General features: G+C 70.7%; 15 protein-coding genes. 9 read left to right on the top strand and 6 right to left on the bottom strand.

Annotated features, from left to right (window positions below; translation table 11 throughout):
• The first annotated feature begins 28 nt into the window (after positions 1 to 28).
• Positions 29 to 676, top strand: a complete 648-nt coding sequence (locus OG933_RS12275) for a thymidine kinase (protein WP_362527738.1) — start codon at positions 29 to 31, stop codon at positions 674 to 676.
• Between the two features lie 26 nt (positions 677 to 702).
• Here the strand turns inward: OG933_RS12275 and OG933_RS12270 are convergent, their stop codons facing one another.
• Entirely contained in the window at positions 703 to 1,503 is an 801-nt protein-coding gene (locus tag OG933_RS12270) for a VOC family protein (RefSeq protein ID WP_405627070.1), read from the bottom strand.
• Between the two features lie 220 nt (positions 1,504 to 1,723).
• Between OG933_RS12270 and OG933_RS12265 the strand changes: the two genes are divergently transcribed.
• Positions 1,724 to 2,575 (top strand): sulfurtransferase, encoded by an 852-nt coding sequence (locus OG933_RS12265; RefSeq protein WP_362527732.1) that lies wholly within the window; start codon positions 1,724 to 1,726, stop codon positions 2,573 to 2,575.
• Between the two features lie 145 nt (positions 2,576 to 2,720).
• Here the strand turns inward: OG933_RS12265 and sepH are convergent, their stop codons facing one another.
• On the bottom strand, positions 2,721 to 3,758 hold the full coding sequence (gene sepH, locus OG933_RS12260) for a septation protein SepH (RefSeq protein ID WP_327185494.1): 1,038 nt from the start codon (positions 3,756 to 3,758) through the stop codon (positions 2,721 to 2,723).
• A gap of 519 nt (positions 3,759 to 4,277) precedes the next feature.
• Here sepH and OG933_RS12255 point away from each other — a divergent pair.
• Entirely contained in the window at positions 4,278 to 5,114 is an 837-nt protein-coding gene (locus OG933_RS12255; RefSeq protein WP_405627068.1) for a hypothetical protein, read from the top strand.
• Here the strand turns inward: OG933_RS12255 and OG933_RS12250 are convergent.
• The gene (locus OG933_RS12250; RefSeq protein ID WP_362527725.1) at positions 5,038 to 6,366 is read right to left on the bottom strand and encodes a D-arabinono-1,4-lactone oxidase; all 1,329 of its coding nucleotides are present in this window, start codon (positions 6,364 to 6,366) and stop codon (positions 5,038 to 5,040) included. The genes OG933_RS12255 and OG933_RS12250 overlap by 77 nt on opposite strands.
• Entirely contained in the window at positions 6,326 to 7,564 is a 1,239-nt protein-coding gene (locus OG933_RS12245; protein WP_362527722.1) for an MFS transporter, read from the bottom strand. Before OG933_RS12245 ends, OG933_RS12250 begins: the two co-directional genes overlap by 41 nt.
• 233 nt (positions 7,565 to 7,797) lie before the next feature.
• Between OG933_RS12245 and OG933_RS12240 the strand changes: the two genes are divergently transcribed.
• Together OG933_RS12240 and OG933_RS12235 are read left to right on the top strand one after the other, a co-directional pair.
• A complete protein-coding gene (locus OG933_RS12240; RefSeq protein WP_405627065.1) occupies positions 7,798 to 8,925 on the top strand; it encodes a ferrochelatase in 1,128 nt (375 codons plus the stop codon).
• A gap of 8 nt (positions 8,926 to 8,933) precedes the next feature.
• Positions 8,934 to 9,749 (top strand): inositol monophosphatase family protein, encoded by an 816-nt coding sequence (locus tag OG933_RS12235; protein WP_362527718.1) that lies wholly within the window; start codon positions 8,934 to 8,936, stop codon positions 9,747 to 9,749.
• A 72-nt stretch (positions 9,750 to 9,821) separates the two neighbouring features.
• Here OG933_RS12235 and OG933_RS12230 read toward each other — a convergent pair whose 3' ends face one another.
• Positions 9,822 to 9,998 (bottom strand): hypothetical protein, encoded by a 177-nt coding sequence (locus tag OG933_RS12230; RefSeq protein ID WP_362527715.1) that lies wholly within the window; start codon positions 9,996 to 9,998, stop codon positions 9,822 to 9,824.
• 416 nt (positions 9,999 to 10,414) lie between these two features.
• On the opposite strand from OG933_RS12230, the gene OG933_RS12225 reads away from it, so the two are divergent.
• From OG933_RS12225 to OG933_RS12210, 4 genes are all read left to right on the top strand, one after another.
• Positions 10,415 to 11,068 (top strand): response regulator transcription factor, encoded by a 654-nt coding sequence (locus OG933_RS12225; RefSeq protein WP_020125132.1) that lies wholly within the window; start codon positions 10,415 to 10,417, stop codon positions 11,066 to 11,068.
• A gap of 6 nt (positions 11,069 to 11,074) precedes the next feature.
• Entirely contained in the window at positions 11,075 to 12,319 is a 1,245-nt protein-coding gene (locus OG933_RS12220) for a HAMP domain-containing sensor histidine kinase (RefSeq protein WP_362527712.1), read from the top strand.
• A gap of 396 nt (positions 12,320 to 12,715) precedes the next feature.
• Positions 12,716 to 13,012, top strand: a complete 297-nt coding sequence (locus OG933_RS12215) for a DUF4193 domain-containing protein (protein ID WP_003993510.1) — start codon at positions 12,716 to 12,718, stop codon at positions 13,010 to 13,012.
• A gap of 13 nt (positions 13,013 to 13,025) precedes the next feature.
• A complete protein-coding gene (locus OG933_RS12210) occupies positions 13,026 to 14,018 on the top strand; it encodes a hypothetical protein (protein WP_405627062.1) in 993 nt (330 codons plus the stop codon).
• Between the two features lie 9 nt (positions 14,019 to 14,027).
• Here the strand turns inward: OG933_RS12210 and OG933_RS12205 are convergent, their stop codons facing one another.
• Positions 14,028 to 14,492: a DUF3093 domain-containing protein gene (locus OG933_RS12205; RefSeq protein WP_142266559.1), complete on the bottom strand. Its 465-nt coding sequence runs from the start codon at positions 14,490 to 14,492 to the stop codon at positions 14,028 to 14,030.
• Positions 14,493 to 14,534: the final 42 nt, after the last annotated feature.

Genomic DNA, 14,534 nt, shown 5'->3' with positions numbered 1-14,534 from the left:
ACCTTCACCGAAAGGCGCTCAACTCCCCATGCCCGAGCTGGTTTTCTTCTCCGGAACCATGGACTGCGGGAAGTCGACGCTGGCTCTCCAGATAGAGCACAACCGCTCCTCACGCGGCCTCCAGGGCATGATCTTCACGCGGGACGACCGCGCGGGCGAGGGCAAGCTGTCCTCCCGCCTGGGTCTGGTCACCGACGCCGTCGAGGTCGAGGACGGTCAGGATCTCTACGCCTCCCTCGTCGACCACCTCTCGCAGGGCGGCCGCGCGGACTACGTGATCGCGGACGAGGCGCAGTTCCTGGCCGAGGAGCAGATCGACCAGCTCGCGCGCGTGGTCGACGACCTGGACATCGACGTCTACGCCTTCGGGATCACGACCGACTTCCGCTCCAAGCTGTTCCCCGGCTCCCAGCGGCTCGTCGAACTCGCCGACCGCGTCGAGGTCCTCCAGGTCGAGGCCCTGTGCTGGTGCGGCGCCCGCGCCACGCACAACGCCCGCACCGTGGGCGGGGTCATGGTCGTGGAGGGCGCCCAGGTCGTCGTCGGTGACGTCGACCGGGCGGACACGGTCGGCTACGAGGTCCTGTGCAGGCGCCACCACCGCCGCCGTATGACCTCGGCATCGGCGCGGGCGGCGGCCCTGTCGCCGGACGTGCTGCCGGTGCAGCCGGTCTAGCCGCCGGCGGCTTCGGGGACCGCCCGTCAACGAGGTCCCTGGATCAGGGAGAGGCGGGCCCCCTCGGGGTCGGCCACGCCCGCCACGCGCCCGTGCTCGCTGTCCTGGGCCGGCTCGAGGACCTGCCCGCCGAGATCGACGACGAGGCCGAGCGCCGCGTCCGTGTCGGCCACCTCGAAGTACGTCGTCCAGTGCGGTCCCCGGTCCCGGGGCAGCGCGGCGCCCACCCCGTGGATGCCGGCGACCGGGTGGCCGGCGACGTGCAGGGTCATGTGGTCGAAGTCGGCGGACACCACCGTCTCCTCGTAGCCGAAGACCGTCTCGTAGAACTTGCGGACGCTCGCGGCCTCGTAGGTCGTCAGCTCGTTCCAGGCGGGGGTGCCGGGCACGCCGGTGATGGTGGTGCCGACGTGGGCCGCCGCCTGCCAGACGCCGAAGACGGCGCCGGAGGGGTCGGAGCCGATGGCCAGCCGTCCGGCGTCGGAGGCGTCCAGCGGGCCGACCCCGATCGTGCCGCCGCACAGCCGGACCGTTTCGGCAGTCGTGTCCACGTCGTCCGAGGCGAAGTAGGGCGTCCAGGCGACCGGGAGGTGGCGGTCCGGCGGCAGTTGACCGATCCCGGCCACCTCGCGGCCGTCGAGCAGCGCCCGCACATAGGGGCCCAACTGCTGCGGGCCGGGCCGGAACTCCCAGCCGAACAGCTCGCCGTAGAACTCCTGCGTCGCGGTCAACCCGTGCGCCATCAGACTCACCCAGCAGGGTGTACCGGGCGCGTACCGGGCGTGTGCTGCGCCGATCGGGCCGGCCGACCCACCTGCCTCGGTCATCGTCACTCTCTCCTCAGCCCCTTGCGGTGGCCGCGTCGCTTCCGCCCTCGGAGGATGCCTGATAGGGGGTTTCTCGTTGGTTTACGCGCGGTTGTCGCCGTATGTCGATCGCCTGTACGGCATGTGCTCGATCCCGCACGCCGCGTGATCGAGCCTGTCCGGCCGAGCAGAGTAGCCGGACCTGAGCGATGGGGCCACCCCGTGCGCGAGGATGGTGACCATGAACGCCATCATCACCGCATCGGAACTGGCCGGCGACCTGGCGGGGGAGAACCCGCCCGTCGTCCTCGACGTCCGCTGGCAGCTCAGCGTGGCGAAGGCGGCGGGGGAGCCGCCGTTCGACGGGCGCGCCGCGTACGAGGCCGGGCATGTGCCCGGCGCGGCCTATGTCGACCTGGACCGGGAGCTCGCGGGCGCTCCGGGCGGCCGCGGCCGGCATCCGCTGCCCGACATCGCGCTGTTCGGTTCCGCGATGCGCCGGGCGGGTGTCTCGGCGGGCAGGCCGGTGGTCGTGTACGACGGCGGGCAGGGCTGGGCGGCGGCCCGCGCGTGGTGGCTGCTGCGCTGGACGGGTCACCCGGACGTGCGGGTCCTCGACGGCGGGTTGCCGTCGTGGCAGGGCGATCTCTCGGACGATGTCCCCGCGCGCGTGGAGGGCGACTTCGAGCCGGTGCCGGGCGCCACGGGACTCCTCGACGCCGACGGGGCCGCCGCTCTCGCCGGCTCCGGAGTGCTGTTCGACGCCCGCGCGGGGGAGCGGTACCGGGGCGAGGTCGAGCCGATCGACCGGGTCGGCGGGCACATTCCGGGTGCCGTCTCCGCGCCCACGAACGACAACGTGGGTCCGGACGGTCGCTTCCTGTCCGCCGAGGACCTGAGGGACCGCTTCAAGGCGCTGGGGGCGTCCGACGGCATCGAGGTCGGCGTGTACTGCGGCTCGGGCGTCTCCGGCGCCCACGAGGTGCTGGCCCTGGCGGTCGCGGGCATTCCGGCGGCCCTGTACGTCGGCTCCTGGTCGGAGTGGTCCTCGGACCCGGCCCGGCCCGTCGCCGTGGGGCCCGACCCCCGGTAGTCCCGCCGCCCCCGGTAGTCCCGCCGCGCGGACACGTGGGGGAGGGCCGCACCGAACAGGTGCGGCCCTCCCCCACGTATGTACTGGTGTGCCCACCGGATTCCGTAAACCGGCCGACGCCTCGGGCGAGTTGCCCGAGGGCCGGTTACTCCTGCTTCTTCCGCCGGGTGCCGAACACGATCTCGTCCCAGCTCGGCACCGCGGCCCGGCGGCCCGGACGGACGCCGTCCGCCTCGGCCTGACGGTCGGTGGCGCCGACGAGACGGTCGCGGTGGCTGCCGACGGAACGCGGCATGAGGACGTCCGCGTAGGCGGATCCGGCGGAGGCGGCCGGCGCCGGGGGTTCCTCGGCGGCGGGCTCCTGCTCGTCGGGCTCCTCCGGGGCGGGCTCGGCCGGACGTTCCGGGACGACCATGTCGCCACGGAAGCTCGGCACCGCCTCCAACAGGCTGGTCAGCGAGTCGCGTTCCCGTTCGCCGGTGCTTTCCTCGGTCGGCTCGGACGGCTGGGCCGGCAGGCCGGGCCGATCGAGCGCGCGGTCCAGCGGACGATCGCGCGGCAGCCGTGCGATGCGCGGGACGAACGGAAAACTGGGCTCGGGAGCGGCCAGGTCGTCGGACTCGCCGATCAGCGAACGCGCCTCGTCGTCGACGGCCTGGACGAGCCGCCGGGGCGGGTCGTACGTCCAGCTCGCCGAGTGCGGCTCGCCCGCGACCAGGTAGACCAGCAGGACTTCCCAGGTGCCGTCGTCGCGACGCCACGAGTCCCACTGGACGGTGTCCTTGTCGGCGCCGCGCAGCAGCAGCCGTTCCTGGACGGCCTCGCCGAGTTGGGGTCCGGCGTTCTCGCCGGGCCGACGGACCGGAGTCTTCCGGGCCCGCTCGGCCATGAAGGCGCGCTCGGCCAGCACGGGGCCCTCGAAGCGGCGCACACGGTCGACGGGAATGCCGGCCATCTGGGCGACTTCTTCCGCGGTGGCACCGGCACGTATACGCGCCTGGATGTCACGGGGGCGGAGATGGCTCTCCACCTCGATCTCGATCTGGCCGAGGCGGGGACGGTCGCCGCGGACGGCAGCGCGCAGACGCTCATCGATCGGAAGCGTGTACTCCGTGCTGTCCGCAGCCTTCAGCACCAGCCGTGTGCCGTCATTCGAGACGGCCACGACACGCAGTTCGGGCATGGGGACCTCCCGGGTGGTGCCTGCCGACGTCACGTGCGTCGCTGCTTCCGCTAGTCGAGTGTGGCCTGCCCGGGTGCAGCCTGCCACAACCTTGCCGAGTTGCCCGGCGTGTCGGGCACAGGCCCTGCGCCGCCGTTATGGCACGGTTACCTATCCGCCACGCTAAGTGACCAACACCGTCACCCTGTGCAACTAGCCCCCCTCAAGCGGTCCAGCGAGGCCCCGGACATCCTGGAGGGAGACCGGGCCCAGGGCTCGCAACAGTACTCCATTTGGGCCACGTGCGTGGATTGGCGCGCCATCCAACTTCTGCGGAGAGGCGGGACTTGACTGTCCGTCGCGGGCGTTTATCGATCTTGGACGTGGCGTAGTTCACGCAATCTCCCGAAAAGGAACTATCGGTTTCGTCCGTACGTCCCCTTCTCGTGCAGTTGATTGATCAAGTGCGGGAAAGGCAGGCAAGCTCCCGGTATGCGTGAAAGGCCCGAAGTCGTTGGTGAGCCGAGCGCCGGGGAGGAGGTGAAAGGGAAACGGATCGACCTGAGCGTGCCTCAGGTCGCCGGCAGCGCCGTGGCCGCGGTGGTGGCCGCGAAACTCGCCTCGTACTTCGGGGTCTACGGCACGATCCTCGGCGCGGGTCTGGTCAGTGTCGTCGCCACCTGTGGCGGATCGCTCTTCCAGCACTTCTTCAGGCGTACCGGCGAGCAGTTCCGCGACACACAGGTTCGCGACACACAGGGCCGTGACGTACCGGTTCGCGACGTACAGGGCCGTTACGTACCGGTTCGCGACCCGCAGGTGGCCGCGAAACCGGGGGTGCGCACACCGCTCGCGCCGGGTGAGTTCACCGAGGGCACCGTCCACCGCGCCCGGAGCGGGCGCCGCAGGCGGCCGGTGGTGGCGGCCGCGCTCGTCTTCGGGGTCGCGATGGCCGGGATCACCACGTACGAGATGGTGTCGGGCGACAGCTTCAGCGGCGACCGGGGCACGACGGTCACCGAGGCGGTCTCGGGCGGCGGTTCCTCGTCCGGGACCTCGCCCGGCTCCTCCGACGAGGAGGACACCCCCTCGCCGTCGCCTTCCTCGTCCTCGCCCACCTCCCCCTCGACCGGGGAGTCGCCTTCCTCGGACGGGACCTCCGCCCCGGACAGCGACAGCGGGGAGGACTCGGGCGACGACACCGGAGGCGGTACGACGGCCGGGACGGCGCCGACTCCCACGGCCCCGGAGGGCGGCACGGGGGCCGACGACTCGGCGACCCCCGCACCCACGGAGTCCGCTACGTCCCCAGAACCCTCCGCAAGTAGTCGTTCTGGAACAGGCGATCAGGATCCAGCCGATCCCGCAGCGCCGTGAACTCGCCGAAGCGCGGATAGACACCGGCGAAGTACTCCGCGTCCCGCGTGTGCACCTTGCCCCAGTGCGGCCGCCCCTCGTGGGCGGTGAAGATGCGCTCGGCGGCGGTGAAGTACCCCTGGTAGGGCGTGCCCTTGACCATGTGGACGGCGATGTAGGCGCTGTCGCGGCCGGAGGCGGTGGACAGGGTGATGTCGTCGGCGGGGGCGGTGCGCACCTCGACGGGGAAGCTGACCCGCAGGCCCGAGCGGTCGAGCATCGCCTTCAGCTCGCGCAGCGTCTCGGTCACCGCCTCGCGCGGGACGGCGTACTCCATCTCCATGAAGCGCACCCGGCGCGGAGACGTGAAGACCTTGTAGGGGATGTCCGTGTAGGTGCGCGCGGACAGGGCCTTGCTGGACACCTGCGCGATCGTCGGGATCGTGGCGGGCACCGCCTGGCCCACCCACTGGGCCACCTGGAAGACGCCGTTGGAGAGGAACTCGTCCTCGATCCAGCTCGAGACCTGGCTCACCGGCTTGCGGGGGCCCGCGCTGCGGTTGTTGCGCTTGGTGTTGGTGCTGCCGGTGTGCGGGAACCAGTAGAACTCGAAGTGCTCGTTCTCGGCCCACAGTTCGTCGAAGTCGGCGAGGACCTTGTCGAAGGGCATCGGTTCCTCCCGCGCGGTGAGCAGGAAGATCGGTTCCACGGCGAAGGTGATCGCGGTGACGATGCCGAGGGCGCCCAGGCCGATCCGGGCGGCGGCGAAGAGCGCGCGTTCCTCCTCGGTCCCCTTCTCCGAGCAGGTGAGGACCGAGCCGTCCGCCGTGACGAGCTCGAGGCCCTTGATCTGGGCGGCGATCGAGGCGGACTCACGGCCGGTGCCGTGTGTGCCGGTGCTCGTGGCCCCGGACACCGTCTGTTCCATGATGTCGCCCATGTTGGTGAGCGACAGGCCTTCGCGCGCGAGCGCCAGGTTGAGTCTCTTGAGCGGGGTGCCGGCCTCGACCGTGACGGTCATGTTGTCGCGATCAATGTTGCGGATGCCGGTCAAGAGTTGAGGGCGGATCAATACACCGTCGGTCGCCGCGATCGACGTGAAGGAGTGGCCGGTGCCGACCGCCTTCACCTTCAGCCCGTCCTCGGCGGCCCGGCGCACGGCCTCGGCCAGTTCGTCGACGGAGGCGGGCGTGACCTCCCGCACGGGGCGTGCGGCGACATTGCCGCCCCAGTTACGCCACGTGCCGTTCTTCCCGCTCGCTGTCCTGCTCAACGGTGCCTCCCCGACCCGGCGCCGGCCTGTTCAGCCGGCGGTACCCCAGGAAACCGACCGCGACCGCGACGGCTCCGGACACCGCCGGAACCCCGTACCCGGCCCGTGCGCCCGCCGCGTCGATGACCCAGCCGGCGATGGAGGAGCCGAGCGCGACGCCGACCGCGAGCCCGGTGCTGATCCAGGTCATGCCCTCGGTCAGTTGTGCGCGTGGTACGTGCTCTTCGATGAGGGACATCGTGGTGATCATCGTGGGAGCGATGGCCAGACCCGCAAAGAACAGCGCCACGGCCAGAAACGGCAAGTTTCCGACCAGTAGGAGGGGGATCATACTCACGCCCATCATGAACACGCCCAGCAGCCAGCGTCGTTCCGGTGCCCCCTTGAGGTGCAACAGGCCGAAGACGAGCCCGGCCACGCAGGAACCGGCCGCGTAGAGCGCCAGGACGACGCTCGCGGCGCCCTTGTGGCCCTGCTCGTCGGCGAAGGCGACGGTGACCACGTCGACCGCCCCGAAGATCGTTCCGGTCGCCACGAAGGTGGCCACCAGAACCTGGAGTCCGGGCGAGCGCAGGGCCGAACCGCCACCGCGCTGCTCGCGCGGATGCGGCGCGGGTTCGGTGGCCCGCTGGGCGGTCAGCCAGAAGACGCCGACGGCGAGGAAGCAGGCCGCCAGCAGGGGCCCCGCCTCCGGGAACCAGGCCGTGGACAGGCCGATGGAGATGATCGGCCCGAAGATGAAGCACACCTCGTCCACCACGGACTCGAAGGAGTACGCGGTGTGCAGTTGTGGCGTGCCCCGGTACAGGGCCGCCCAGCGGGCCCGGATCATCGCGCCGAGGCTGGGCACGGAACCGATCCCGGCGGCACACACGAACAGCACCCAGTCCGGCCATTCGAAGTGCGCGGCCAGCAGCAGCCCGGTCGCGGCGGCGAGCGCGACCAGCGTCGCGGGGCGCAGCACCCGGCGCTGACCGTGCACATCCACCAGTCGCGAGATCTGCGGCCCGAAGGCGGCGGCCGCCAGCGCGATGGTCGCCGACAGCGCGCCCGCCAGCCCGTAGCGCCCCGTGAGCTGGGAGACCATCGTGACCACGCCGATGCCCATCATCGACAGCGGCATCCTGCCGACGAACCCCGCGGCGGAGAAACGCTTGGAGCCGGGGGCGGCGAACAGAGCGCGGTAGGGGCTGGGCACGGGGTCTCCGGTGGGTCCGGGCACGCGCGCGTGAGGGCTCGGCGCGGCGTGAGGGAAGGCGGTTCGGCAGGGACTCGGTAAGGCGTGCGGTGAGCCCGGCGGAACCGGTAAGGCGTGAATGCAGCTCATACAGCTTACGAAGTTAGGCAACCCTAACGCATCAGGGTGTGGGCGGCGCCCGGCCGGCACCCCGCCGTTTCCCGCCTGTCAGAGGGGGGTGGCAGGATCGACTCATGCGAGACGCGCTCGATGCCACCCCCTACGACGCCCTGCTCCTGCTCTCCTTCGGCGGCCCGGAAGGCCCGGACGACGTGGTTCCGTTCCTGGAGAACGTGACGCGCGGGCGCGGCATCCCCAAGGAACGCCTCAAGGAAGTGGGCCGGCACTACTTCCTGTTCGGCGGGGTCAGCCCCATCAACGACCAGAACCGCGCCCTGCTGGACGCCCTGCGCAAGGACTTCGCCGACCACGGCCTGGACCTGCCGATCTACTGGGGCAACCGCAACTGGGCGCCGTACCTCACGGACACTCTGCGCGAGATGGTCACCGACGGCCGCCGCCGCGTCCTCGTCCTCGCCACCAGTGCCTACGCCTCGTACTCCGGCTGCCGCCAGTACCGCGAGAACCTCGCCGACGCGCTGGCCGCGCTGGAGGCCGAGGGGCTCGAGCCGCCGAAGGTCGACAAGCTGCGGCACTACTTCAACCACCCCGGCTTCCTGGAGCCGATGATCGAGGGTGTGCTGCGGTCGCTGGCCGACCTCCCCGAGGACGTCAGGGACGGCGCGCACCTCGCCTTCTCGACCCACTCCATCCCGAACGCCTCCGCGGACACCTCCGGCCCGGTCGAGGACCACGGCGACGGCGGCGCGTACGTGAAGCAGCACCTGGACACCGCGCGGCTCATCGCCGAGGCCGTCCGCGAGCGCACCGGCGTGGACCACCCCTGGCAGCTCGTCTACCAGTCCCGCTCCGGCGCCCCGCACATCCCCTGGCTGGAGCCCGACATCTGCGACCACCTGGAGGAGCGGCACGCGGCCGCCGTCCCGGCCGTCGTGATGGCCCCCATCGGCTTCGTCTCCGACCACATGGAGGTCCTCTACGACCTCGACACGGAGGCCACGGCCAAGGCCGCGGAGCTGGGCCTGCCGGTGCGCCGCTCGGCCACCGTGGGCGCCGACCCGCGCTTCGCCGCCGCGATCCGAGAGCTCGTCCTGGAGCGCGCCGCGGCGGAGAGCGGCATCGACGTCACCCCGTGCGCCCTGGGGGCGCTCGGCGCGAGCCACAACCTGTGCCCGGTCGGCTGCTGCCCCGCCCGCGCCACCAAGCCCGCCGCCGCGGGCGCCGACAGCCCCTACGCGTGAGGAACGGCGTGACCGACCCCCTGCACACCGAACTGCTCGAGCTCGCCAAGGAGGCCGCCCGCCGGGCCGGCGAACTGCTGCGGGACGGCCGCCCGGCCGACCTCGCGGTCGCCGCCACCAAGTCGAGCCCGATCGACGTGGTCACCGAGATGGACATCGCGGCCGAGAAACTGATCACGGGCCTCATCTCCGAACACCGGCCCGACGACGGCTTCCTCGGTGAGGAGGGTGCCTCCAGCCAGGGCAGCAGCGGCATCCGCTGGGTGATCGATCCCCTCGACGGCACGGTCAACTACCTCTACGGACTGCCCACCTGGGCCGTCTCCATCGCCGCCGAGCAGGACGGCGAGACCGTCGTCGGGGTCGTCGAGATCCCGATGCGCGGCGAGACGTACCACGCGGTGCGCGGCGGCGGTGCGTGGGGGAGCGGCGCCCGGGAGGGCGAGCGCGCCCTGTCCTGCCGTGCCGCGGCGCCCCTCGAGCAGTCCCTGGTCTCCACCGGCTTCAACTACGTCACCGAGGTCCGCGCCCACCAGGCCGACGTGGCGCAGCGGCTGATCCCGCTGCTGCGGGACATCCGGCGCAGTGGCTCGGCCGCGGTCGACCTGTGCGACGTGGCCGCGGGCCGCCTCGACGGCTACTACGAACGCGGGCTGCACCCCTGGGACCTCGCCGCGGGCGACCTGATCGCCCGGGAAGCGGGCGCGCTGACCGGTGGGCGGCCCGGAGAGCGCCCCGCACGTGACCTGACGGTCGCTGCCACCCCCGGCGTCTTCGAGCCCCTCCAGCGGCTCCTGGAGGAGTTCGGCGCCTGGCACGACTGAGCTCCCGCGCGCACGCGCGAAGGGGCCCCGGCGCTGGATTCGCCGGGGCCCCTCCGTGTACCTGCGAACTGCTCAGACGACGCTCGTCGCGCCGACCTCGACACCGTGCTCGGCGGCGAGGCGGCGCAGGTCGTCGAGCTCGGCCTGTTCCACCTCGGCGAGGAAGTCGTCGCCCTCGTCGCGAGCCCGCGTCAGGTCGGACTCGGTCGTCCTTATGCGGTGCAGAAGTCCTGCGGTGAATGCGTCCATGCTGCGCCCCCTCGTCCTGGGTCGTGGGTCGGTGGCACGGGGGTGTGCCGGTTGGGAAGGGGCGATCACGTCTGCCATAGGTGCCCAGCGCTGCCCTGCCGGGCGGCGACGGTGCCGGACACCCACGCCCGCTCTGCGGCAAATGGACCGCGGAGTACCGCATGGTGCTGCGGCACATGCAGAGCGTGATCGCGGGGTGTAAAGCCGTCCTCCCCCTGCTCTCTTCCGTGGAAACCTCAACCTCACGAGAAAATCTCGCATTCCCGGGCTTCACACCCGGCCTTCATCTTCCGCGCACCCGCCTTACCGCCGACTTATGGCCGAAAAGGGCAGGATGGAAGCCCACACTCACCGAAACCCCTGCTCGCGTGCGCTCACTGGGCGCTACGCGGGTGGACACAGGAAGGACAAGCGACGTGCGCGTACTCGTCGTCGAGGACGAGCAACTGCTCGCCGATGCGGTGGCCACCGGACTGCGCCGGGAGGCCATGGCCGTCGACGTCGTGTACGACGGGGCGGCCGCCCTGGAGCGCATCGGCGTCAACGACTACGACGTGGTCGTCCTCGACCGGGATCTCCCCCTCGTCCACGGCGACGACGTCTGCCGCAAGATCGTCGAACTCGGCATGCCCACGCGCGTGCTGATGCTCACGGCCTCCGGTGACGTCAGCGACCGCGTCGAGGGTCTGGAGATCGGCGCCGACGACTATCTCCCCAAGCCCTTCGCCTTCAGCGAGCTGATCGCACGCGTGCGTGCCCTCGGCCGGCGCACCAGCCTGCCGCTGCCGCCCGTCCTGGAGCGGGCCGGCATCAAGCTCGACCCCAACCGCCGCGAGGTCTTCCGCGACGGCAAGGAGGTCCAGCTCGCACCCAAGGAGTTCGCCGTCCTGGAGGTGCTGATGCGCAGCGAGGGTGCGGTGGTCTCCGCGGAGCAGCTCCTCGAGAAGGCCTGGGACGAGAACACCGACCCGTTCACCAACGTCGTACGCGTGACCGTCATGACGCTCCGCCGCAAGCTGGGCGAACCTCCGGTGATCGTCACCGTCCCCGGTTCCGGCTACCGGATCTGATCCGCCGTGGCATCGACACCCGCGCCCCCCCAGGCGCCCCCGAAGCCCACCTGGGCCCCCAGGAGTCCGCAGTCCCCCTTCCCGTGGCTGCGCCCGACCATCCGCATACGGCTCACGCTGCTGTACGGCGGCATGTTCCTGATCGCCGGCATCCTGTTGCTGTCGATCATCTATCTGCTGGCCGCGCAGGCCCTGCACACCGGCAACCAGCCGTTGTTCAAGATCATCGACGTCGGGGACCTGAAAGTCTCCAGCACCGACTGTCCCGGGCTCGCAAGCGGCCAGACACTGGGCGAGTTCAACGACGCGATCAGCCAGTGCATGAACCACCAGCGCCAGGCGGCTCTGGACAACCTCCTCAGCCGGTCCCTGCTGGCCCTCCTGGGCCTCGCGGTGATCGCCTTCGCCTTCGGTTACGCCATGGCCGGCCGGGTGCTGTCCCCGCTCGGCCGGATCACCCGCACCGCACGCGCGGTGGCGGGCTCGGACCTGTCCCGCCGTATCGAGCTGGACGGGCCGGACGACGAGCTGAAGGAGCTGGCCGACACCTTCGACGACATGCTGGAGCGCCTCCAGCGCGCCTTCACGGCCCAGCAGCGCTTCGTGGGCAACGCCTCGCACGAGCTGAGGACCCCGCTGGCGATCAACCGCACGCTGCTCGAAGTGCACCTCTCCGATCCGGAGGCGCCGGTGGAGCTGCAACAGCTCGGCAAGACGCTGCTGGCCACCAACGAGCGCAGCGAGCAGCTCGTCGAGGGCCTGCTGCTGCTCGCCCGCAGCGACAACCAGATCGTCGAGCGCAAGCCGGTCGACCTCGCGGAGGTCGCCGGGCAGGCCATCGATCAGGTGCACGGGGAGGCGGCGGCCAAGGGTGTGGTGATCCGCGGGGAGCAGAAACCCGCCGTCGTCCAGGGCAACGGTGTCCTGTTGGAGCGGATCGCGCTGAATCTCGTGCAGAACGCCGTACGGTACAACGTGTCCGAGGGCGGCTGGGTCGAGGTGACCACCGAGGTCCAGCACGGGCAGGCGGTCCTCGTCGTGTCGAACACCGGGCCGGTCGTGCCCGCATATGAGATCGACAATCTGTTCGAGCCCTTCCGTCGCCTGCGCACGGAGCGGACCGGCAGTGACAAGGGGGTCGGGTTGGGCCTGTCCATCGTGCGGTCCGTGGCCCGGGCGCACGGCGGCCATATCGCGGCCCAGCCGCGCGAGGGGGGTGGGCTCGTGATGCGGGTCACCTTCCCCGTCTGAGATCATGTCGCCGACACACGCGGGGATGTTCGCTTTGCGCGGAATTTTCTGGATCCCGACCTGGCTATCCCGTGTGTGATCGATCACAAGGGCGAATTTCCGGCCATCTACTCTCCGTGATCATGAATGCCGTCGTAAAGCCCGGAAAATCCGGGTTTTCAGGGGTCCTGATCACGGGAAGTACACGGTGAGACGCCTTTGAAGTGCGGCATTCGGACCGTGTACGGTCCCGATCGCCATCCAAGCCGATCACTCGTGAGGAGTTCGGTTGGGTGTCGATTGAGTAACAGACCTTGATGTGAGGCAAAATCTCCGCCTCGAGGCGGGCACAAGTCCGGCCTCTCACGCGTTACGTGCGCTGGAGACACCGCAGACACCCAGAGGGGGAGAGGCGAAATGGCTACCGATTACGACACCCCACGCAAGACCGATGACGACGTCGACTCAGACAGTCTTGAAGAGCTGAAGGCCAGGCGGAACGACAAGTCCGCTTCGGCAGTCGACGTCGACGAATTCGAGGCCGCGGAGGGGCTCGAGCTGCCCGGCGCAGACCTCTCGAACGAGGAACTGGCCGTCCGGGTGCTGCCGAAGCAGCAGGACGAGTTCACTTGCATGAGCTGCTTCCTGGTGCACCACCGCAGCCAGCTGGCCCGGGAGAAGAACGGCCAGCCGATCTGCCGCGACTGCGACTGAGGCGGGGTCGGCCGTGACTGGCTCGACCCCACCTCGGAAGCGCCGCTTCCCCCTGCGGGGAACGGACAAGGGGCCTTCCCAAGGCCCTCACGGCGTGCGTGACGACGAGCGAGGCTCATCCGGTACGGGAGATGTCCCGGCAGGATCGGCCTCGCTCGAACCCGCGGCCGACCGGGCTGACCTCCCGGTGCCGACGCGGAACGCCGCCCCCGTCGCCAAGCGACGGGCGGCGGTCATCCGGGACAAGGCGAAGGACCTGGCCCTGGAAGGCGTCCGCAAGGGCGGGAACCGCGCCAGGGCGGGACTGGGGCACCTCGCCGACCGGATCATCGACCTTGCCCCACGGGTCCCCGTACGGGACCTTCAGACGCTGCGCAGGCAGTTCCCCGGCCTCGGGCCCGAGCAGCTCGCGGACAAACTCGTGTCGGGCGCGGCGAACGCCACGTCCACCGTCGGCGCGGGCATCGGGGCGGCGGCGATGCTTCCCGTGCCGCCCGCCATGCCGACCGAACTGGCCGCGGAGATCACCGGGGTCGCGGCCATCGAGCTGAAACTGATCGCCGAACTCCACGAGGTCTACGGCGTGCGGCCGGCGGGCAATCTCAAGGACCGCAGTACCGCGTATCTGCGCTCGTGGTCGGGCGAACGCGGCGTCGATGTCATGAAGCCGTCCTCGATCAACTCGGCGCTCGGCGGCCAGATGAAGCGCGAGCTGCGCCAGCAGATCATGAAGCGCATGGTCCGTGACCTGCCGAACCTGATGCCCTTCATGGTGGGCGCCGCCGTCGGCGCGGTTATGAACCGGCGGGACACTAGGAGGGTGGCCGCGAAGGTCCGGGCCGACCTGCGGAAGATGCAGGTGCCGTGGGACGCGCTGCCGGAACTGCCGCCGCTGGAGAGGCCGGCGGATCCCCTGGCCATGGGGGAGATCGCTCAGCACCCCTTGAACCCCTTGGGCCCCGACGACCCCGACGACCCCGGGAACCCCAGAGAAATCGGACGCTGAGGACGCCGGTTACGCCGTCGCCTCCCGCGCCGCCTTCAGTGCCTCTGCCAGGCGCTCCGGCTCTCGCGTCGACAGGTAGAGGTAGGGCGTCGGGTCGTCCGGGTCGGTGACCTCGACCCGCAGGGCCGTGGGGATGTAGGAGCGCAGCAGCAGGAAGGCCCGGGTGTCGGCCTTGTAGGTGCGCCAGGCGCGCGCCCCGTCCGCGTCCAGGATCTCCGCCTCGCCCAGGGCCGCGACCGGGATCTTCGCCTCGCCCGCGATCAGCGAGTCGCCCACGACGCGGATGCGGAGGGAACCGTACGAGCTGGCCACGACCGCGGCGGCCGCGGTGCCGCCGACCAGACCGCCGAGCAACGGCAGGGTGCCGAAGGGCAGCAGGATCAGGGCCATGGAGACACCCACGAGGAACGAGACGAACCACCACGATCGTGGGGCGGTGAGGCGTTCTTCGTACGGGGTGGTCGAGAGCTGCATGGAGCCAAGCTTGGCACGGTGTCCTGATATGGCGGACGCGCG

The sequence above is a fragment of the Streptomyces sp. NBC_00016 genome, from assembly GCF_045040885.1.
Classification (GTDB): Bacteria; Actinomycetota; Actinomycetes; order Streptomycetales; family Streptomycetaceae; genus Streptomyces; species Streptomyces coriariae.
The sequence above is the reverse complement of the archived record's forward strand: the minus strand, read 5'-3'. Positions and strand labels throughout refer to the sequence as shown.

Bases quoted from the DNA above. Each gene is read 5' to 3' on its own strand.
- OG933_RS12240 (WP_405627065.1), top strand. From the start codon at position 7,798: ATGCGAGACGCGCTCGATGCCACCCCCTACGACGCCCTGCTCCTGCTC.
- OG933_RS12205 (WP_142266559.1), bottom strand. From the start codon at position 14,492: ATGCAGCTCTCGACCACCCCGTACGAAGAACGCCTCACCGCCCCACGA.
- sepH (WP_327185494.1), bottom strand. From the start codon at position 3,758: ATGCCCGAACTGCGTGTCGTGGCCGTCTCGAATGACGGCACACGGCTG.
- OG933_RS12265 (WP_362527732.1), top strand. From the start codon at position 1,724: ATGAACGCCATCATCACCGCATCGGAACTGGCCGGCGACCTGGCGGGG.
- OG933_RS12215 (WP_003993510.1), top strand. From the start codon at position 12,716: ATGGCTACCGATTACGACACCCCACGCAAGACCGATGACGACGTCGAC.
- OG933_RS12275 (WP_362527738.1), top strand. From the start codon at position 29: ATGCCCGAGCTGGTTTTCTTCTCCGGAACCATGGACTGCGGGAAGTCG.
- OG933_RS12270 (WP_405627070.1), bottom strand. From the start codon at position 1,503: ATGACCGAGGCAGGTGGGTCGGCCGGCCCGATCGGCGCAGCACACGCC.
- OG933_RS12230 (WP_362527715.1), bottom strand. From the start codon at position 9,998: ATGGACGCATTCACCGCAGGACTTCTGCACCGCATAAGGACGACCGAG.